This is a genomic window from [Bacteroides] pectinophilus (genome assembly GCA_025146925.1).
Classification (GTDB): Bacteria; Bacillota; Clostridia; order Lachnospirales; family Lachnospiraceae; genus Bacteroides_F; species Bacteroides_F pectinophilus.
Window position 1 is genome coordinate 2,938,093 of record CP102260.1, and the last position, 21,822, is coordinate 2,959,914.

Sequence of the window (21,822 nt, forward strand, 5' to 3'; positions counted from 1 at the left end):
CTTCGTCATTGCATTTATGCTCATTGTATAAAAATGTCCGTTGAATGTCAAGAGGTTCTTTGCGTCTGATTCACGTCTGACTCTCCCTCTGACGCTCCCTCAGTGCATACAGATCCGCAATAAGCTCCGTACACGACTGATACCTGTGATTCCTGTCGTGACGTACACATTTTTCTATAATACGTTTTATATCCTCAGGAATAAGCACAGCCTCTTTTTCATTACCGCTTATATCCATACTGTACGGAAGACCGGCGGGCCTTACCCCTGTAATCATGTGGTACATAACCGCCCCGATACCATATATGTCGGTTCTTACGTCAGTCTGCCCCTTACCGCCGAACTGTTCCGGTGCCGCATATCCTGCCGTGCCTATATATATCCTGTCCTTTGACGCCCTGCTGTTGTATTTCTTCGCGGCACCAAAATCTACAAGATTTATTGTATTGTCATCTCCGAGAATTATATTGGAAGGTTTCACATCCCTGTATATAATCTCAGGTATTCTCGAATGCAGATATCCAATAACCTGTACAAGCTGAATCATCCACCACACAACATCTTCTGCTCTCTGCGGTCCTTTGCTTTGGGCGATGTCAAGCAGGGTTCTTCCCGGCTTATAATCCATTATCATGTATGTATAACCATTTTCCTCTACGACATCCCATATTGACGGTATTCTCGGATGATTAAGTTCCCTAAGCAGACGGGCCTCCCGGCTTATATCATCTCCCGACTGCTTGACTGCACATATCCTGCCGCCTTTTATGTCATGTGCCTTGTATATTACGCTAGTTCCTCCTCTTCCGATAACATTATCAATCCTGTACCTTTTATCAATAAGACTATCCTTCTTCATGAGTCTCACCCTCTCATATCAAAAAAATGTTTAAAGTTTTAAATTTATAGTGTAAATTTTATTTTTGTTTGGTATAATCAAGATATGTTATAAACAGATTAAATTATATTTGTCTGTTATACACAATACAATATGTTTTTCATAAGGAGGCACATTTTGGCTAACAGGATCCGCGAATTACGTCAGGAAAAGAAAATCACACAGCTTCAACTGAGTTCTCAGCTTGAGGTAACACAGGAAACAATCAGTGCATATGAGAACAATGTGCATATGCCAAGCCTTGCAGCATTAATGAAGATGTCTAAGATTTTCAATGCAAGCATGGATTATATCATGGGACAGTCCAATGTAAGGAACATCCCTAAGGAAGAAGAACCATCAGCTGCTGACATCGTTCAGCGCAACTCTTTAATGACATGTTACCAGAAGTTAGGTGCTATGAACAGAGCACGTCTCTTATCATACGCTCAGGGACTTGTCGATGCGGAAAGAAGAATACAGTAATTACAACCACTAAACCCCACAGTATTGCAGCCTGTCTGCATCAATACCGTGGGGTTCTTTTTTACTTACATATATACATGCATCCCTGCATCATATTATCGCTTGATATCATGTTCATCTCTCATGATTGCTTCAATCTGGTCACGTGTTGTGATGTTGGTATCACCATGAATTGAATGCTTCATTACGGAAGATGCCACTGCAAAATCAACAGTATCCTGACAGTTCATGCCCTCCATCATTGCGTATATAAGACCTGATGAGAATGCATCTCCACCGCCGACACGGTCAATAATATCAAAGTTGATAAGCTTACTCTCATAAGTCTGTCCGTCTGTATAGTAGAATGCCTTAAGTGAATTATTGCTTCCCGAATGTGCATATCTTACAGTTCTTGCAATGGCCTTAAGATTGTATGTCTTGGCAAGTGCTCTGAACACTCTGTCCTGATCTTCAAATGAAGGCTGCATCGACAGACCATCCTTAACATCCGTAACACCATCTTCATTATAGCAGTGAATAGGCTCTATTCCTATAAGCACGTCAACATATGGCATATATGTGCTGAGTACGTCTCTTGCTGTCTCAAAGCTCCAGAGATTAGCTCTGAAGTTAGGGTCAAAGCTTACAGTAAGCCCAAGCTTATGTGCTGACTTAAGTGCTGCATCAACAAGCCTTCTGCAGTTATATGAAAGTGCAGGAGTGATACCGCTTATGTGAAGCCAGTCATATTCTCTCATTATCTCATCAAAATCTATTGATGAATAATCATATTCTGCAAATGCTGAATGTTCTCTGTCATATATTACCTGCGAACGTCTTGCTGCAACGCCTTCCTCCAGATAATATATTCCCATTCTGCCTTCTGATTTGATTATCTGTCTTGTATGTACATCATTGGCTTTAAGATAGCTTATTGTAGACTTACCAAGATCTGTATTAGGAAGTACCGTAAACAATGTTGAATCCACTCCAAGACATGCAAGTGAAACTGCAACATTAGCCTCAGCGCCTCCGTAATTAACGATAAAATCGTGTGTAGACACTATCTTATCATAGTTTGGTGGAGAAAGTCTCATCATAATCTCGCCAATAGTAATAAACTTCATGTTAATCTCCATTCCGGGAATCTGCTCCCAATAATAGTCCTGTTTTTTATGTTAGCATATATTTTTCTAAAAAACAATGTTGTTGTCTTCTGTTTTCACTATTTTTTGCAATTATATGTTATCTTATGTATAATGTTGGAGAAAATTAATCAGGATGCTCTGAGTACCCACAAGAATGAATGGAGATTATTATGATACAGGATATTGAGCCACACATTTATAAAAACGAATACCGCCCGGTGCCTCCAGGCAAAGATGCACTAATCCTTGCATACAAGGGACGTAAGATTCTTCTTAAAGATGATCCGGAGGGTGTGCCAAGGATATTATATCCTACGTTCAGCGAGCTTGAGGCGTATGTTCCGGACATATACAGCACTTATACCTACCTTTTCACAATAGACAGCTGCCATTATTATCTGGTTCCCGAATTCGACGAGACACTGCTTCCTGACTATTCATACGAAGAGATATCGAGGCTGCGGACAGCACTCCCAATGTATCGTGCATTTGCAGGCGTGACAGGAATGCAGCTTAACAACTGGTACAGCAGCAGGCGTTTCTGCGGCCACTGCGGGCAGCATCTTGTCCACAGTGACAAAGAACGTATGATGTACTGTCCCGAATGCGGATGTATTGAGTACCCTAAGATATGTCCTGCCGTAATTGTCGGCGTAATCAACAAAGACCGGCTCCTTGTCTCCAAGTATGCCGGCCGCAGCTACAAAAATTATGCCCTGATTGCAGGTTTTAATGAAATAGGCGAACCAATCGAGGATACCGTAAGGCGCGAAGTCATGGAAGAAGTCGGACTTAAGGTAAAGAATATCCGATTCTACAAAAGCCAGCCATGGTCTTTTTCTGACACTCTGCTTATGGGCTTCTTCTGCGAGCTTGACGGCAGCGAAGACATCACGCTTGACGAGACGGAACTTTCAATGGCAGCATGGCTTACAAGGGATGAACTTCCCGGTGAGGCCGATATAAGCTTAACCAGAGAGATGATGCAGCAGTTCAAGAGTGGTGCTATCCACGTATAAATCTGTATTTTTTGAGACGAACAAGATTATAATAGTCTATCCGTCCGTGCCTGTCATATGCTGACTGGCGCGGACCTGCATTATAGAAAATGTTCAGCCTGTGCATTGCTTTTTCCTCATCATTATGCATATAAGGAATGAATACTACTATCGCTCTGCTCTGAAGTTTCATATTATCCGCAAGAATGTCCCCGACAATATAGCTCATCTTTACAGTATTTTCATTGGAGTAGAACACTCTCTTCTTTAGCCGTTTATCCCAGTTATAGTAATACAGAGGGTCATTGCCTGCAATCTGGCTGCCACCGTAATCATTGAACAGAATTATATCCTGCGTGCCGTCATAATCCGAATCCGCAAGCAGCTTATCCATAACCCTGTCAATCCACAGATATTGCGTGTTATATATAAGATAGTCTCCATAATATCTGTCACCATCTTCTATCCCCACATACACCATCTTTCCACTTCCCGTATCAACCCCGCCGAATGCCGCGACTGTCAGGGGATCGACCGTATAGAAACACTGTGCAATAAGCATAACCGCAATTCCGGCAGACGGAATATACATTGCAGCATTTGAAATCATCATATCCAGACATGCCAGTCCAAGCACATACAGCATTATATCTCCGACAACATTGTATCTTGCCATTGCCGCCGTTATGTACAGACATGAGAATGCAGTAAATGCCGCAAGGATTCCAAACACACCACACAGCTTAAGCATGTCACCTTTGTTCCCGGTCTCAGCATCTTTATTGGCATGGCTGTCCTTATAGGCGTTACTGTTTTTGCGTATAATCATAACTGCCGCATAGATTATTCCTGCAGTAATCAGCGCCGCCAGTATCCAGTTAAAGTTAAGTATAAACTGCTGCTTTAACTTAGTTATAATATGTGCCTCATTAATTCCAAGGCAGTTAAAGCCATTGTTATCCCATCTGATTCCCGTACCCGATTCCGTAGTCTGCGACCAGTTGGTAAGTCCTCCTATCGCCTTAGTGTAGAACCGGTAGCTTATAACTGCTGCCAGCATGAAGTACAGCTTCATATCCTTAAAAATACTTACAATCCCTCTACAGCCGGGATTCCTTAACAGGTGGTCGGTAAATATTCCCATGGTAAGCCCTGCAACTATTACAAGCCCTGTCTCCTTAGTATATATGCAAAGAAGGCATGCAAAACCGGTTATAACCGGGAGTTCATATACATATCCATATAGTGCAATTACCGCAAATACGGCAAGTGCATAATCCGGATTAAAATATCCAAAAGTTCCGTAAAACAGTGGTGCAAATGATATTATAAATGCATAAACCGCCGCTCTTGCCGGTGTTGAATTGCAAAAAACATGCATTATTATTCTGTACAGACACCAGACAGCAATAACCGTAAGCACCATATTTACAATAAGGACACCCTTAATCTGCTGTGGAAATGCAAGTTCCCCTATCATGTAAACCATGCTGAATGCAAGTGTCGGATGACCGCACAGTGTAAAATTATTTAAGAAATCACTGAAAGACGAATATGAGAAATACTTTATTCCTTTTATAAATCTTGCATAATATTCCCCTGCATCCCATCTCTGGAGTGTATCCATGAATATCAGGCGTGAGAGTATAACTATTATAAGCACCGCTCCTATCCAGATATTGCGGCGGATAAAGCCACATATATCTTTTATTGTCAGCGTTGAAACAGAGTCTGCCGCCCTCAGGAGACAATTTATTATAAAAAGCAGTGGAATATAAATGAGCCAGAACAGCCCCTGAAAAACCGCATCATCATTTCTTATGTGTGATGCATTGTTATACATTGAAGAAAATGCAAAAGCAGCCGGCAGAATACAGACAAAAGCTATCTCTGCAAGTCTCTTAAGTGATATGAAATTGGAAAGCTCACTGACAATAACCAGACAGGCCGCTCCCGCTATTATGTAGTAGACAATATCAACAGGCATAAAATCATAAGCCACGGCATTCGATGTGAACACCGCGGCAGATACAAACACACATATTCCTGTTAAATACTGACGAATTCTAAGCCCTATGCCCATATAATTTCCCCAATTACTGCTGTTGTCTTGGCTGGTATGTCGGTACTACTTCCTTAATTATAGAACGGATATCCTCCGTCTCATCATATGCACTCTTCTCAAGACGTGCAAGATTATGTGCGAAATTCTCTTTGTCAAAATCAATCGGCTTGCCAATGTGGATAAGCTTGTTAGCCGTCTCCTGAAGTCCTTCTTCATCCATAAGAAGTTCCTCATAAAGCTTCTCACCCGGACGAAGTCCCGTATAAACGATGTTCATGTCAACTCCAAGTGTATATCCCGAAAGTCTTATGAGATTCTTGGCAAGATCATCAATCTTGACCGGCTCTCCCATATCGAGGACAAATATCTCTCCGCCCCTGGCATAAGCTCCGGCCTGAAGTACAAGTGATACTGCTTCGGGAATCGTCATAAAATATCTTATGATATTAGGATCAGTTACCGTTACCGGACCGCCTGCCTCAATCTGCTTCTTGAAGAGCGGAATAACACTTCCGTTACTTCCAAGTACATTGCCGAATCTTACTGCAACATAATCCGTATCAGACTTCTCATTAAATGACTGCACAATCATCTCACATATTCTCTTCGTTGCGCCCATTACATTAGTAGGATTAACTGCCTTATCCGTAGAGATAAGAACGAACTTTTCTGCCCCATACTTGTCTGCCATTCTTGCAACATTGTATGTTCCGATAACATTATTCTTAACGGCTTCGTTAGGACTTACTTCCATAAGCGGAACATGCTTATGCGCTGCCGCATGATATATAATATCCGGATGGTACTTCTTGAATATATCCTCAAGTCTTCCAACATTACGGACTGAGCCTATAAGAGTCTCAACATTGGCATCGGCATGATTGATACACAGCTCCTGCTGTATGTCATATGCATTATTCTCATATATATCAAATATAATAAGCTTGCGCGGCTTATGTGAGACAAGCTGTCTGCAAAGCTCACTTCCGATAGAACCGCCGCCGCCTGTAACAAGCACAACCTTGTCCTTAACATAGCCCATTATTGACTCAATGTCTACCTCGACAGGATTACGTCCGAGAAGGTCAAGAACATCAACACGCCTGATATCCTTAATATTAATCTCTCCGTCTACCATCTGATATACACCCGGCAGAATCTTAAGTTCGCAGTCTGTCTCCTTACAGATACTCAGGATATCCCTGCGGTTCTCCGGAGAGGCTGACGGAATTGCAAATATAATCTCGTCGACGTCATACTGCTTTGCCATCTCCTTGATATCATCACGCGTTCCGACAACCTTTATTCCGTGTATATACTTACCGACCTTATTGGGATTATCGTCAATCACGCATACAACGCGGCTGTTGGCAAGATAATGGCTTATTGAAATCTCTCGTATAAGCACGTTGGTAGCGTTACCCGCACCTATAATCATAATTCTTATGTCATCATCCGTTGTACGGTATCTGTTAAGACCGGTACGGATGAACCTGTACATAAAACGGCTGGCACTTACCGACACAACCAGGAAAACCCATGTCATAAAATATGTGCTTCTCGGGAGGCCAAGCTCCAGCATCATTGTCACACACACATGTATGACTTCCGTAATCGTACATGCTTCAACAATCTTATAAAGCTCAGTGATACTTGCATATTCCCATAAACTGTGATAGATTCTGCAGAACCAGAACACCACAAGGGCAATGAGCGTAAATGGTATCATGAACTGCTCATATTTGTAAATGTATTCTTCCGGTATACTTGATATCGTAACATTAAATCGCATCAGAAGCGCGAGTAATACCGACATATTGATAAGGACTATATCCATCGCTATCAGGCATACACGCCTTACGAATAACTGTATCATATCCTTCTTAGTCTGATTCATCACATTCCATCCTTATTATCCGGCGGTCTGTCTCACGCAATCCTGTTCACAATGCCGCCATATCGTATCCGCGTTATTATACCATATATGCATATTATATGCTATTGTTTTTTGTACTGTCTCACAAATGCCGGAAGCTGTACAAACCCTGCCAGTGTCCCTAATCCATAGCTTACATGAAGCAGAAAAAACAGTACCGGCAGCAGTATATCCGGCAGGCTTCTCTGCTCAGGCTTTGCCGTCACAACCGCAAGCACCGCCATCGCAACCGCAAGCAGCCAGTAGGCTCCCCACATAATAGCTGTAATAACTGTTACTCCCATTGCAGCTGCAGATAAAGGTTCAATGCACTGTGTAAGTGTACGTGCAATTCCCAGAACAATTATAGCCATAACAAATGCAAACGGGACATAATGATAAAGAGACAGACATTCCGGGCACACGCCTGTTGTAAGAGCTATCCAGTACCCATTGGAGTATTTCTGCTTAAGCATCTTGGGAAGACTGCTCCTTATGTGCTGATATGAGATTATATCAGGATCAAAGCACAGCCTGAATCCCGCTTTACGCATGCGGTAATGAATCTCATTATCCTCTGTTCTTCCAAGCTTCTCGTTAAATCCGCCTATCTTATCAAACACCCTGCGCCTGTATGCAGCGTGAAACATTGACTTTACATAAGCCGGTCCCGGGTTACGCCTGTAAGGTGCTATGCTGCTGCCAAACATCGAGCTTTCCGCCATAAGCAGGGTTCTGTTCCATGGCGTGTCATCATCTATGACATTAGGTCTCTCACCGCCGACAATATCTTCGCCGCGTTCGAGCGCATTTACATTCTTAGTCACAAAATCCTTCGGAATCCTTGCATGCGCATCTACCTTAAGTATCGCTTCGCCACTGTATATGCGCAGTGCTTCATTCCATCCGCACGGCAGTGTCCTCTTGGGATTGTCTATAACCTTAACAGCTGCAAAATCCTTATTGCAGGCAGCAAATTCCTGCATAATCTTTTTGGTTGAATCGGTCGAGGCGCTGTCAACGAGCACAACCTCTATAGACGAATGTTCATAGTCCTGTCCGCTTATATCCGCCAGAATAAGCGGCAGTGTCTTTTCCTCGTTATATGCAATAACACACACTGTCAAAAACATAATATTAATCCCCATTCTGCAGGCACAATGTGCCTTATCACACTAATCTGCATTCCGCAGGCATAAAGTACCGGAGGAATCACAAGCCAACTGTCAGATTTACATACTTACATAAATACAGCTGCGACTGTCTCAAACATTGTAGCAAGCTCACTGATACAGCTGAAACCTTTTATACTCTCGAGGTTATACGCCATCTTTCCAGGAAGAACTTCCTGTGTGTATACCTTATCAACGTCATCTGCCCCATCTAGGAGCTCGTCCTCATCCTTATATCTGATACTTGCTCTCGAAGTAATTCCGGCAGGAAGAAGCAGTGTGGCATTCATCTCGTCCGTATATGCTTCCACATACTTACGCACCTCAGGTCTTGTCCCCACAAATGTCATATCTCCGGTCAGCACGTTAATAAGCTGCGGCAGTTCATCAAGCCTTATCTTGCGCAGCAGCTGCCCCATTCTTGTTATACGGCTGTCATTGCCAACCGTTACAAGTGAGCCCTTACGGTCTGCTCCATCAACCATCGTGCGGAACTTAAATATCCTGAATGTTCTTCCATACTGCGTAACCCTCTCCTGGCGGAAGAATACAGGACCATGCGAGTCTGCCTTTATCAGAAGTGCTATTATCAGCATAAAAGGACTCATAATGATAAGTAACACAAACGAAGCGGCAATATCAAAAAGCCGCTTCACAATAAGGCTTATCTTTTTATGTGACAATATATCATAATATTCCCGGACACTCTCCGTCTGCATAAATGCCGGAAGCATGTCCCACTTTTTCAAAAGCATATACGTCCTCTCTTAATCTGTATTATCCACGTACAACACTGTTGAATGCAGCTATAACATATTCAACCTCTTCGTCCGTAAGACATGTATGAAGAGGAAGTGTTATCTCGTTGGCATACCGCTCATACGCATTAGGGTAATCTTCAATCTTAAATCCAAGATTCTTATATGCTGTATGCATAGGAAGCGGCTTATAATGAACATTAGTTGCGACACCGAGCTGTGCCATTTTTTTAATGGCTTCATTGCGGTACTCCGGAGTCTGTCCGACAAGGTTAACAAGGTAAAGATGACCGCTTGATACATATTCATCCCCCGTACCATCGTCAACACTGTCAAGAAGTATTGATGATGCACTTCCAAGCTGCTCATCCTGATCCGAGTAGTGCTTGAGAACCTTTACATTACAGTCTGCAAGTCCCTTTGTATATTCGTTTATGATATGCTTTCTTCTGGCAAGCATTCCAGGGTAGCGCTTCATCTGAGCGAGGCCGATTGCAGCCATTATATCAGTCATATTGCATTTGTAGTATGGAGCAACTATATCATATTCCCATGCCCCCAGCTGTGTCTTGGCAAGTGCATCCTTGGACTGTCCGTGAAGTGACAGAAGCATGAACTGCTTATAGATATCTGCATCATCAATGCCGTCTATATGCCTCCATGTAATTGCACCTCCTTCACCTGTAGTAAAGTTCTTTACTGCATGGAATGAATATGCTGTAAAATCTGCACACTCACCGCTCATAAATCCTTTGCGTGAAGCCCCAAAGCCATGAGCTGAATCTGTTATAATAAGTATCCTTCCGACTGCGCTTTGCAAATCACCTGATGGTCTGAATAACGACTTCTTAGCCTCTGCAATAGTTCTCAGCCTGTCATAATCAACCATAACTCCGGCTATGTCGACCGGAATAATTGCCTTGGTATTTTCCGTAACCGCTGCTTCCACAGCATCATAATCAATGTGAAATGAATCCTTTGCAATATCTACGAGAACAAGCTTTGCACCCACATGACATACTACACTTGCCGAAGCTGTGTATGTATATGCAGGAACGATAACCTCGTCACCTTCACCTATGCCACATACACGAAGTGCGCACTCAAGTGCCGCTGTTTCTGAATTAAGGCATGCACACCCTGCCGAATGCACATATGCGGCAATCTCCTTTTCAAGCTGTTTGGTCTTAGGACCTGTCGTAATCCATCCTGAACGCATTACTTCCGCGACTGCCTGAATCTCCTCCTCTGTTATATCAGGAGGTGAAAATCTTATATCCATTGTCTTTTCCATGAGTGTTATCCTTTCTGCTTCATATAGCCTTAATCCACTGCGACCGAACTTACCGGCTGGCTGTCCGGAAGCGCCGGAAATTCATAGCTTACATCGCCGGTTGAATTCGCAATCTCAACCGAATAACTCTTAGTCTGCTTACCAACCATCGTAAATGTCATTACCATTGTCCCGGCTTTTTTATCAACTGTTACCGGAGCAATTCCGACGTAATAATTATTCACATATACCGCTGCCCCCTGCGGTCCTTTTATTGAGACATAGTAGCCTTCCGTAAGGTTTTTGACCGTACCGTTAACTATGGCGTTACCTGATGTTGAAGCCGCTGTACTTCTGTTATTGTTTCCCGCAGAAGTCTGTGATGGCTTAGTTGTGGACTTCCCCGGCTGGCTTGACTTTGATATTGTCATATCTATAATTTTTTTCTCATAGCTTTGAGTCACGTAAAATACTTCTTCATATGCCATGTAATTATTAGAGCGCAGGACAACTGTATGCCTGCCATACTCAAGTGATACAGGCTGCTCATACGACACCTGTGTTCCGTCTATATACATGACTGCGCCCGCCGGAGTTACCGAGAACTCAACAAGACCATTCTGTGCTGCCCGGGTTCTGTATTCGCTGAAATCAAGTGTAACATCGGTATCCTTTTCAATCCTGACAGTTTTGCCTGCTGACATGCTTCTGTTGGTGTTCTGTATCTGAACCTTATATTCACCCTCGGGCACAGTAAGCAGCATATCTTTTTCAACAACACATACCATCTGTGTTCCTATATCAACATAGCCTCCAAGGAAATCATCAACTCCTGTAAGCTTAAGGTATCCATGCCCCTTATCAACACTGACAGAATAGACCGTACTGTCAATTCCGCATACTGTAACGGCATCCTGCTTCATTATCTCTGAAAGCTGTATTCTCTCACTTCCGGACATGACCACGGCTGACCTTGCATACTTATACGTTCTGGAACTTATTACTGCCGTTCTCTCTCTCTCATCAGCAGAGAAACCTGTAATCTGTGATATTTTCCATGCCTTATCCGATTCATGTATGCTCTTTGCCCATCCGTCGCGGTTGCATGTAACATCATATATTGTTCCCAGACTAAGTCTTGCCGTAGTTATAACTGAATCATACCTGCTCTTTATATCAGTTCCTCCCGAATATGATACCTCATATTCATTACCGCTCTGAACGTCCATATAATGCATCTTCTGCGATGTACCATCAATATACGTAAGCACACCCGTAATACTTATCTCATCCGGATTAGCTGCCGCCTCGCCGGACTCAGACGCCTTACTTGCGATCGGAAGTATATCTCCGCCTTTTATTATATTGGAAGAACTTTTCCCTGACGAACACGCAATAAGCGAAAAAGACATGACAACCGCGAGTATAATTGCTCCCGCCATCCTGCATGCCTCTTTGCTTCTATTAATAAACTTTCCCATATATTCTTTAATTATGTATACTGGTTTCATGTTTTTACAGACTTTCTCCTTTGGTACATTTTATCATAACGCGTATTTTAATGCAATGTCTCTATAAATGCCCTGCGTGCATCATTCTGCGCAAGTACTCCTTCCAGCTTCTCTATGCTCTTGCGCGGAATCCAGCTCTTATTGGAATTATTATAAAAATTAATCACCTTCCAGAACTTTTCCGGATACAGAAAATTAATTCTCAAGAGTTTCATGTCATCATCACTTACCGGTCTGACCTCCGAATATGCTTCTATTACCGAATGGCCTGCGCGCGCATCCCACCCATTCTTTTCAAGCAGTTTACGCATAAACTGATACAGATCATTAATCTGACAGTCAACACAGCAATGCTCAAAGCCAGTAACCGCACACCCTCTGTCAGTAAATAACACATTATGATAATTATAGCTGCCGTGGCACATTTCATACGATGTACGTGCTTTTTCAATCCTGCTGCCATAGTCCATCTCCTCCAGCTCCTGTGCCGCTATGAGCGCCTCCTCATGAAATGTCATGAGTGACCTGCGCATAAGCATCTCAAACTCATTTTTATTCTTCTTGCCCTTAAGATAGTTGCCCACCATCCGCATTTCTTTCGTATGCTTATCAAATTTCATACGCATGTCAGTGGCATTATTATATTTGAGCTCATGTTCACATTTATCCATATTCATCATATGACCATGCAGCACCGCAAGCGTACCGGCAGCCATTGCAACATGTGTCTCATTCCGGATATCACACTCCTGTGCATCAAACCAGTCTTTCAGTATATATTTTCTCCCCTGTGCATCCTGAGAGAACAGTGTCCCTTCAGCCGTCATTACATAGGTGTCAATATATTCAAAGCCGGTTCTTTTAATACCCGCTGTTATCATGTTTTCGCGTTCATAATAGCTGTCACTTCTGGTACACTCATACAAAAGCTTATATCCATCATCCGTAAGTACCGCAATTCCGCCTCTGGTTCTTACACTTTTTCTTACCTCAAGCCCGTATTGACCAATCACACTTAATGCTTTTTCATTCATATACAGCACATCTCTCCCTTTGCGTATCTTCTCTATAGATATGAATTTTTATATAAAAATATTCTTGACAAATGTATTATTTATGTTAGACTAAATACAGATTTTAATTGAATATTTATAAATCCTTTGAGCAAAAGCAAGTAACATTTATCAAGGCGTCACAGAGAGTCCGGCATTGGTGGAAGCAGGACACGTACAGTAGGTGCGAATGGGTTTGTGAGGAGCAGGGTGAACATTATGAAGTAGCCCCCGCCGCGGTTCCTGCGTAAGTGGAGAGAGTATTAATGCGATTAGCTGCGTACTTGTTTTACATGGATTTAGTGTATGCGGCATTGTCATTTTATATTTTGACGATGTCTTTTTTATTACATAACATTCCGTATACCATTACAACATTACGTCAGGCCGGCACACGATACTTACTGAGGCTGTTGCATAACAGCGAATAAGGGTGGCACCACGTAAGTCACATAACGAACTTTCGTCCCTTGAGACTGCATAATTATTAGCAGTTTCAAGGGATTTTTTTGTACCCCGGATTATTAAGAATTATTACAGAATCTGAAAGGAGAATTGCACATGTTATTTCCAACGCTTGAGAATGCCGCTGAATTATTAAAGAAATACAAGACCGTTCCGGTATTCTATGAACTTCTCACAGACAGCCTTACTCCGGTAAGAATGTTTGCAACCCTTAAGGAGAACTATGATAACTGCTTTATTCTTGAGTCGGTTGATAACTCAAACCAATGGGGCCGCTATTCTTTCATCGGACTTAATCCAAAGGCTGAGATAAGAATACATGACCGTAAAGCCTCCATAATCAGCAGGGACGGTTCGGTAACTGCTGATGATGCCTCCAATCCGTCAGCATTTTTCTCAAAGATAATGGAACAGTACCGCTCGCCGAAATTTGACAATATGCCCAAGCTTACAGGCGGCCTCATCGGTTATTTTGCGTATGACATGGTACGCTACTGCGAGGATTCACTTGTAAATGTACCTGCTGATGACCTTGGAATGGATGATGCCAATATGTTTATCTATGATGAAATCGTTGCCTATGACCACCTTTCATCAAAAGCCGTCATCATTCTTAACCTTACGGCCGAGGATGCAAAGGACAACGGCACTCTTGCTGCAAGATACGATTCGCTTGGGCAGCGTGCTGCAAATCTCGGAAGACTCCTCTGCCGCTATATCCCTGAGGATTCAGCAAAGCGCCGGACCGGCAGCGAATGTACCATAAAGTCCAACTACAGCAAAGAGGAGTTCTGTGGCATGGTTGAGCAATGCCGCCGGCATGTTCTCGGCGGAGATATAAGCCAGGTAGTAATATCACAGAGATTTGAAGTTGATAATCCGCCGGATGCATTTGACGTATACAGAATGCTCCGCTCTACTAACCCTTCGCCTTATCTGTATTATTTTGACCACAAAGATTACTGCATTGCGGGTGCATCTCCTGAGATGCTTGTAAGCGTAACTGACGGAAAGGTTCTCAACCGTCCTATAGCCGGAACTTACCCAAGAGGTGCTGATGATGAACAGGATGCTGAATTTGAAAAAGCACTTCTAAATGACCCAAAAGAACGTGCAGAGCATACAATGCTTGTAGATCTCGGGCGCAACGATGTCGGCCGTGTATGCAGCGCAGGAAGCGTAAAAGTAACGGATTTCATGAGAGTTGAACGGTATTCAAAACTTATGCACCTTGTGTCGGATGTTGAAGGAACTCTACGCGATGGCAAAAATCCTGTAGATGCACTTATGTCAGTCCTCCCTGCCGGTACCCTCTCAGGTGCTCCTAAGGTAAAGGCTATGGACATAATAGACAGCCTTGAAAATGTGAAACGCGGTCTGTACGGAGGCACCGTCGGATACCTTGCCTTCAACGGTGACATTGATACCTGCATAGCTATCCGCACGGTACTCTTCCGCAATGGCAAAGCCTACGTTCAGGCAGGTGCCGGAATAGTGTATGACAGCATACCTGAAAAAGAGTACGAAGAGACCGTGAGGAAAGCGTCGGCAGTGATAAATGCAATAAAGATGGCAGGAGCGGAATGAGATGCCGGGAAAGGAACATATCATGATACTTATTATAGACAATTACGACAGTTTCACTTATAACGTGGCACAGGTTGTTGAAGGCCTGTACCCTCATGTAGAAGTTATCAGAAACGACAGGATTACAATAGAGGAGATTGAAAAGAAGACTCCTGAGGCAATCATCATATCACCGGGTCCTTCTTATCCTTCACAGGCAGGAATCAGCGAAGATGTGATAAGACACTTTGCAGGAAAGCTTCCGATTCTCGGAATATGTCTCGGACATCAGGCTATCGGTGAGGTGTTTGGTGGTAAGATTGTACGCGGTGAGGAGCCTATGCACGGCAAATCATCACAGGTTAAGCTTGACGGCACATGCCCGCTGTTCATGGGACTTCCCGAAAGTATATCTGTTGCAAGATATCATTCCCTCGTCATCAGCAGAGAGAATTTTCCTGAATCACTCACAATTACCGCAGAAGATGAGAATGGTACAATAATGGCAGTACAGCACAGGGAATATCCTATATATGGTGTGCAGTTCCATCCCGAATCGATTCTCTGCGAGATGGGTACCAACATTCTTGCCAACTTCTTAAGCGAATGTGTCGGAATAAAGGTAGAAGCTGAGGTTCCTTCTATTCCTGAGGAGAAACGAACGGCACTGAAAAAATATATTGCTCTTGCTGCAGACGGCAAAAATCTGACAGAGGATGAGGCCTACGCAGCCATGAATATCATTATGGGAGATGCAGCCACAAAAGCACAGACATCTGCATTTCTTATGGCTATGCGGATGAAGGGCGAAACTATTGAAGAGATTACAGGCTTCGCAAAAGGCATGCGCAATAAAGCAAGCATTATCAAAGGCTTCCGCTCTGCCGTTGATATCGTAGGAACCGGCGGCGATATGGCAGGAACATTTAACATATCAACAACCTCATCATTTGTAATAGCTGCGGCAGGAATTCCTGTTGCAAAGCACGGCAACCGCGCCGCTTCAAGCAAATCCGGTGCCGCTGACTGTCTTGACGCACTCGGTGTAAATATTAAGCTTTCACCTGATGATGCAGCCAGATGCCTCGACCGGACCGGCATCGCATTTCTGTTCGCCCAGGTATTTCATGGTGCTATGAGATATGTTGCTCCTGTAAGAAAAGAAATAGGTGCAAGAACGTTTTTCAATATACTCGGACCGCTTACCAATCCGGCACTTGCTGATTACATTGTACTCGGCATATATGACGAAAACCTGATGGAGCTTATGGCTAATGTCCTTATACAGCTCGGAATTAAGGGAGCAATGGTTGTAAACGGCTGTGACGGACTTGATGAGATTACCATGACCGGCAAGACACATGTTGTTGAAGTCCGTGACGGTGCAGCCAGAAGATATGACATTGACCCGCATGATTACGGCTTTGAATACTGCGAGTCTTCAGTTCTTGAGGGCGGTACTCCTGCCGAAAATGCACATATAACGCTCGGAATTCTTGATGGTACAGACCGAGGTGCGCGACGCAATACTGTAATTCTCAATGCAGGCTGCGCAATCTACTGTTCAGGCCATGCAAAGGATATTAAAGAAGGCGTTGCAATTGCCACCGAGATGATTGACAGCGGCAAAGCGCTCGCAAAACTTAATGAAATGAAAGAATTTACTAATAATATATAAGGAGCCGCCTATGTTTTTGGAAGATATTATAAGCAGGCGCAGAGAGCAGCTTGCACGCGAAAAATCTGTCACATCACCGGAACGCATGAGGGAACTTGCACTCACATCTCCACAGCCTTCAGCGCAGACTTCCCATGTATTCAGAAATGCCTTGCTTAAAGACGGACTTTCTGTAATCGCAGAAGTAAAGAAAGCTTCTCCGTCCAAAGGACTGATACAGCCTGACTTTAATCCGGCTGCAATCGCAAAAGCATACGAAGCTGCCGGGGCATCTGCAATATCGTGCCTCACTGAAGAGCATTATTTTCAGGGTTCATCGGAATATCTTGCGGATATCCGTAAAAATGTTTCAATTCCTCTGCTCCGCAAGGATTTTATTATTGACGATTATCAGATATATGAAGCGCGTGTCCTCGGTGCGGATGCAATTCTCCTTATAGCTGCCGTACTTAATGACAATGAGCTTGAGGCTTATTACAGACTTGCCGGCGAGCTTAGGCTTGACGTACTTGCCGAAGCACATGATGAGAAAGAGGTTAAGCGCCTTGTAAATATCGGATTTGATATTATCGGAATAAACAACCGCAACCTTAAGACATTTGAGGTATCCCTTGAAAATACAAAGCGCCTCTCTTCTTTCATTCCTGAGACTACGGTTATGGTATGCGAGAGCGGCATCAAAAATAACGCCGATATGCACTATGCCAAAGCGTCCGGAGCTGATGCGGTTCTAGTCGGTGAAACACTTATGCGCAGCGGACTTGCAGGCATTCCCGAATGCATGCACTCTCTCAGACAAAGCGTATAGGAGGCCGATATTTATGATAAAGCTTTGTGGGATGCAGCGCGCACAGGATATAGAAGCCGCTAACAAAATGCTCCCTGATTATATCGGAATGATTCTTTCAGACGGCTACCGGCGCACAATAACACCGGACACTGCAATAACGCTGCTTGGCATGCTTGACAGACGTATTAAAAGCGTAGGCGTATTCGTGGATGACGATGTCGATTACATTGTTAAATACGTTACGGATATTCAGGATAAATGCTGCCGCCATCCTGACGTAATACAGCTTCACGGTCATGAGGACGCACAATATATCAGTGCTTTACGGGAAGCATTCAGACTAAACGGATTAAATGACATTTCAATATGGAAGGCAGCAAGGGTTCGTAATTCAGATGACATTATCACAGCATTTGCACTTCAGGCTGACTGTCTGGTTCTTGACAGCTATGTTGCCGGAGCTGCGGGAGGCACCGGCGTAAAGGCCGACTGGGAGCTTATCCGCCGGACGGTTGGCAGATGTATTGAAAGCTCTGCCAAAACAGCATTTTTCCTCGCAGGAGGGATTAATTGTGATAATCTTGCAGAAGCACTGAGTGTATCGCCAAATGTCGATCTGTCAGGCGGAATTGAAACTGACGGCTTCAAGGATGCAGATAAAATAGCAGCTGTTATGAGGATTTACAAAACAAACTTGAGATGCGCAAAAGGTGGCGCAGGAATGGAGATTAATATGAATAAAAAAGGAAGATTCGGAGATTTTGGCGGGCAATACGTTCCTGAGACTGTTATGAATGCAGTATCGGAGCTTGAGGAAGCTTATCGCAGATATAAGGATGACCCTGAATTCAACAGGGAACTGCAGGCACTCTACCACGATTATGCCAACCGCCCGTCACTCCTGTATTATGCTGATAAGATGACAAAAGACCTCGGAGGCGCTAAGATATATATTAAGCGTGAGGATCTTAACCATACAGGCGCACACAAGATTAACAACGTACTCGGTCAGATTCTCCTTGCCAAACGAATGGGCAAAAAAAGAATCATCGCTGAGACAGGTGCCGGCCAGCACGGTGTTGCAACCGCTACGGTATGTGCTCTCTTCGGGCTTGAGTGCTGTGTATACATGGGAATTGAAGATACACAGAGGCAGTCACTTAATGTATACAGAATGGAGCTTCTCGGTGCCAAGGTTGTCCCTGTTCACAGTGGAACCGGAACTCTCAAGGATGCAATAAATGAGGCAATGCGCGACTGGTGTACCAATATCGAAACAACCTTTTACTGCATCGGCTCCGTAATGGGGCCTCATCCGTACCCTGAGATGGTCCGTGACTTCCAGAAGGTAATCAGTGCTGAGATTAAGACACAGCTTCAGGAGAAAGAGGGACGTCTTCCTGACTGCGTTGTGGCATGTGTCGGAGGCGGCTCTAATGCAATGGGCGCTTTCTATAATTTTATTCCTGATACTTCTGTCCGTCTTGTCGGTGCAGAAGCTGCCGGACGCGGTGCCGATACTCCTATGAATGCCGCTACCCTCACTAACGGAAGCACGGGAATATTCCATGGCATGAAGTCTATTTTCCTTCAGGATAAATACGGCCAGATTGCCCCGGTATATTCAATATCTGCCGGTCTTGACTATCCGGGAATCGGCCCTGAGCATGCAAATCTGTGGAAGACAGGGCGCGCTGACTACGTTGCGATTACTGATGAGGAGGCTGTATGTGCATTTGAATATCTGTCACGAATGGAAGGAATTATACCGGCAATCGAATCTGCACATGCCGTTGCTGCCGCAATTAAGATTGCTCCGACAATGAGCCCTGACCAGATTATGGTTATAAATCTTTCCGGACGCGGTGACAAGGATGTATACTCTGTTGCCAGATACCGCGGACACGATATAGAGAATTCTTAACCCACTGCAATGCCAGAACGGCGTGCGGGAATAGTGAGATGCCCCATTATGCGGGGCAGGAATGGAGGACTAATATAAATGAATACAAGCAATAAAGATATTAACCGAATTGACAGATGCTTTGCCGAGCTTAAGGCTGCCAATAAAAAGGCGCTCATAACATTTGTGACCGCCGGTGATCCCGATCTTGAAACAACCGAAAAGACCGTGCTTGAGATGTTTGACCGCGGTGCTGACATAATAGAACTCGGTGTTCCGTTCTCAGACCCTATTGCGGAGGGTGTAACTATCCAGAAGGCATCCCTGCGCTCACTCAATAACGGTACTACGCTTGATAAGATTTTTGATACGGTCAAAAATATCAGAACAACGACCGACAAACCTCTTCTTCTCATGATGTATCTTAATACTATATTTGTGTACGGAACAGAGAAATTCTTCTCTTTATGCCGCGAATATGGAGTTGACGGCGTTATCGTCCCTGATATGCCATACGAGGAACGCGATGAGATTCTTCCATACGCTGATAAATATGGCATCCACAATATAAATCTTGTGTCTCCTGCTTCACATGACCGTATCAAGAAGATTGCCGCCGATTCATCAGGCTTTCTCTATTGCGTATCATCTAACGGCGTTACCGGTACACGAAGCGGCTTCAGCACTGATTTTGACGAATTCTTCGGACTAATACGCGACAACGCATCCTGCCCGTATTGTGTCGGCTTCGGCATATCCGGCGCACAGCAGGCACGTGACATGGCATCCTACTGTGATGGCGTAATTGTTGGAAGCGCCATTGTAAATATCATTGCTGAAAACGGAAAAGACTGCGTTAATAAGGTCGGTGACTTTGTTCAGGAGCTGAAGGAGGAAATCTCAGACTCCATATAAATTGTATACTCTATAAAAGCCAAATACTCTGCGTAATGCAATATGTAATTCTCCGGGCAGCAATTTCCCACATTCATTATTATGCCTGCCCGGCTGTTACCTATTGCATTTTTCAAAAATACACACTCTTCTCATTCGCAATAAGTTCACTCATTAATTCTCTGTAATCATCAGCTTTCAATGGTAACTGTACTGATATGTTGTTGTAAGCCGAATAATATGCTGATGCACAGAGCATAAGAGCATTAATACCTTCAGCTCCCTTCGCCGCAAGCAGTGAATCATCATGTCTGACCGATGCCTGCGCAAATTTTTCAAGGAGTGCCGGATATGGTTCGGGCTGCTTCTCAAACTCAATCGTTTCTTCTGTGAATTCCATGTCTTCCCGCGAATTAGCAGCAGCATCTCTTATATACCCGGTTACGTCCTGATGCTTTGTAAGTGTAAGTGTATTATCAATAAGCAGTGCGCGCCCCTTTGTCCCTATGACCTCAAGCCGCTCTTCGCAGCATGCTTCACCTGTTGACAGGATAAATGTTCCGGTCATCCCGTCATCGTACCGCATGATTATTGTTGCCTCATCATCCACTGCAAAATCATTATATTTTCCAAACGGAATTGAGGCATAGAGCTCCCGCGGCATACCGAACAGATACTGCCACATGTCAAGTATATGCTGGCCCTGATTAATCAGTGCGCCACCGCCTTCTCCGCAAAAACTGCTTCTCCACGGACTTGATGAATGATAATGTGCCGTGCGCAGATATCTTGAATTAATGAGGCATACTCTTTTTATAATCCCAATAGCTCCGGAGTCAATAAGTTCCTTGAGCTTTCTGTATTTTGCATATAGTCTTTGATGAAACACTATGCCATATATGCAGTCATTATTAGTTGCCGCATTCTCCATATCTTCTGCTTCGCCTATATCTGCTGCCGCCGGTTTATCGCACAACACATCTTTTTTAAGCCTGAATGCCTCCAGTGCTATATCTCTGTGTGTCTTGTGCGGCGTAGCAATAATAACCGCATCATACAAATCCGGTGAATTAAATAAATCCTGCGTATTTCTGAAAATTGCTGTCTTTTCCCCATCAACATTAATAAGACTTCTGCCCCACTCCATTAATTCATCTTTTCTGATTACAACCGCAGAAAGCTTCATATGCGGAACTTCTCCTGAAGTTATCATTGCAGCATATTTTTTTCCCATGTTGCCAACACCTATAAGTGCAATTCTCAAATCTCTACATTCCATGTTTTAACCT

At 43.7% G+C, this 21,822-nt stretch carries 17 protein-coding genes and 1 pseudogene; 8 read left to right on the forward strand and 10 right to left on the reverse strand.

Features of this window, described 5'->3' with window-relative positions; all coding sequences use genetic code 11:
* Nucleotides 1–70: 70 nt before the first annotated feature.
* Nucleotides 71–859 carry a serine/threonine protein kinase gene (locus tag NQ488_13935; GenBank protein UWN95622.1) on the reverse strand — a complete coding sequence of 263 codons (789 nt, stop codon included), beginning with the start codon at nucleotides 857–859 and terminating at the stop codon, nucleotides 71–73.
* Between the two features lie 156 nt (nucleotides 860–1,015).
* Here NQ488_13935 and NQ488_13940 point away from each other — a divergent pair, with 156 nt between their 5' ends.
* Nucleotides 1,016–1,363: a helix-turn-helix domain-containing protein gene (locus NQ488_13940; GenBank protein ID UWN95623.1), complete on the forward strand. Its 348-nt coding sequence runs from the start codon at nucleotides 1,016–1,018 to the stop codon at nucleotides 1,361–1,363.
* 95 nt (nucleotides 1,364–1,458) lie between these two features.
* Here the strand turns inward: NQ488_13940 and NQ488_13945 are convergent, their stop codons facing one another.
* Nucleotides 1,459–2,472 (reverse strand): sugar kinase, encoded by a 1,014-nt coding sequence (locus NQ488_13945; protein ID UWN95624.1) that lies wholly within the window; start codon nucleotides 2,470–2,472, stop codon nucleotides 1,459–1,461.
* Nucleotides 2,473–2,663: 191 nt separating this feature from the next.
* Between NQ488_13945 and nudC the strand changes: the two genes are divergently transcribed.
* Nucleotides 2,664–3,512: an NAD(+) diphosphatase gene (nudC, locus tag NQ488_13950; GenBank protein UWN95625.1), complete on the forward strand. Its 849-nt coding sequence runs from the start codon at nucleotides 2,664–2,666 to the stop codon at nucleotides 3,510–3,512.
* Here nudC and NQ488_13955 read toward each other — a convergent pair.
* From NQ488_13955 to NQ488_13985, 7 genes are all read right to left on the reverse strand, one after another.
* On the reverse strand, nucleotides 3,499–5,574 hold the full coding sequence (locus NQ488_13955) for a glycosyltransferase family 39 protein (GenBank protein ID UWN95626.1): 2,076 nt from the start codon (nucleotides 5,572–5,574) through the stop codon (nucleotides 3,499–3,501). The genes nudC and NQ488_13955 overlap by 14 nt on opposite strands.
* 13 nt (nucleotides 5,575–5,587) lie before the next feature.
* Nucleotides 5,588–7,453, reverse strand: a complete 1,866-nt coding sequence (locus tag NQ488_13960; GenBank protein ID UWN95627.1) for a polysaccharide biosynthesis protein — start codon at nucleotides 7,451–7,453, stop codon at nucleotides 5,588–5,590.
* Between the two features lie 101 nt (nucleotides 7,454–7,554).
* Complete coding sequence (locus NQ488_13965; GenBank protein UWN95628.1) at nucleotides 7,555–8,604, reverse strand: glycosyltransferase family 2 protein; 1,050 nt, start codon at nucleotides 8,602–8,604, stop codon at nucleotides 7,555–7,557.
* Nucleotides 8,605–8,711: 107 nt separating this feature from the next.
* Nucleotides 8,712–9,398 (reverse strand): sugar transferase, encoded by a 687-nt coding sequence (locus NQ488_13970; GenBank protein UWN95629.1) that lies wholly within the window; start codon nucleotides 9,396–9,398, stop codon nucleotides 8,712–8,714.
* A gap of 22 nt (nucleotides 9,399–9,420) precedes the next feature.
* Nucleotides 9,421–10,695 (reverse strand): DegT/DnrJ/EryC1/StrS aminotransferase family protein, encoded by a 1,275-nt coding sequence (locus NQ488_13975; protein UWN95630.1) that lies wholly within the window; start codon nucleotides 10,693–10,695, stop codon nucleotides 9,421–9,423.
* 29 nt (nucleotides 10,696–10,724) lie between these two features.
* A complete protein-coding gene (locus NQ488_13980; protein UWN95631.1) occupies nucleotides 10,725–12,185 on the reverse strand; it encodes a PEGA domain-containing protein in 1,461 nt (486 codons plus the stop codon).
* Nucleotides 12,186–12,232: 47 nt separating this feature from the next.
* The gene (locus NQ488_13985; GenBank protein UWN95632.1) at nucleotides 12,233–13,219 is read right to left on the reverse strand and encodes a hypothetical protein; all 987 of its coding nucleotides are present in this window, start codon (nucleotides 13,217–13,219) and stop codon (nucleotides 12,233–12,235) included.
* Nucleotides 13,220–13,798: 579 nt separating this feature from the next.
* Between NQ488_13985 and trpE the strand changes: the two genes are divergently transcribed.
* The 6 genes and pseudogenes from trpE to trpA all read left to right on the forward strand — a co-directional run bounded on the left by trpE (nucleotide 13,799) and on the right by trpA (nucleotide 20,554).
* Nucleotides 13,799–15,289 carry an anthranilate synthase component I gene (gene trpE / locus NQ488_13990; protein ID UWN95633.1) on the forward strand — a complete coding sequence of 497 codons (1,491 nt, stop codon included), beginning with the start codon at nucleotides 13,799–13,801 and terminating at the stop codon, nucleotides 15,287–15,289.
* Nucleotide 15,290: 1 nt separating this feature from the next.
* Complete coding sequence (locus NQ488_13995) at nucleotides 15,291–16,946, forward strand: bifunctional anthranilate synthase component II/anthranilate phosphoribosyltransferase (protein ID UWN95634.1); 1,656 nt, start codon at nucleotides 15,291–15,293, stop codon at nucleotides 16,944–16,946.
* A gap of 10 nt (nucleotides 16,947–16,956) precedes the next feature.
* A complete protein-coding gene (trpC, locus tag NQ488_14000) occupies nucleotides 16,957–17,754 on the forward strand; it encodes an indole-3-glycerol phosphate synthase TrpC (GenBank protein UWN95635.1) in 798 nt (265 codons plus the stop codon).
* A 67-nt stretch (nucleotides 17,755–17,821) separates the two neighbouring features.
* Nucleotides 17,822–18,352, forward strand: a pseudogene (locus NQ488_14005) (tryptophan synthase subunit beta).
* A gap of 117 nt (nucleotides 18,353–18,469) precedes the next feature.
* Nucleotides 18,470–19,660, forward strand: coding sequence for a tryptophan synthase subunit beta (trpB, locus tag NQ488_14010; protein ID UWN97175.1), 1,191 nt, complete (start codon nucleotides 18,470–18,472; stop codon nucleotides 19,658–19,660).
* A gap of 78 nt (nucleotides 19,661–19,738) precedes the next feature.
* Nucleotides 19,739–20,554 carry a tryptophan synthase subunit alpha gene (gene trpA, locus NQ488_14015; GenBank protein UWN95636.1) on the forward strand — a complete coding sequence of 272 codons (816 nt, stop codon included), beginning with the start codon at nucleotides 19,739–19,741 and terminating at the stop codon, nucleotides 20,552–20,554.
* Between the two features lie 112 nt (nucleotides 20,555–20,666).
* Here trpA and NQ488_14020 read toward each other — a convergent pair whose 3' ends face one another.
* Nucleotides 20,667–21,812, reverse strand: coding sequence for a Gfo/Idh/MocA family oxidoreductase (locus NQ488_14020; GenBank protein ID UWN95637.1), 1,146 nt, complete (start codon nucleotides 21,810–21,812; stop codon nucleotides 20,667–20,669).
* Between the last annotated feature and the right edge of the window lie 10 nt (nucleotides 21,813–21,822).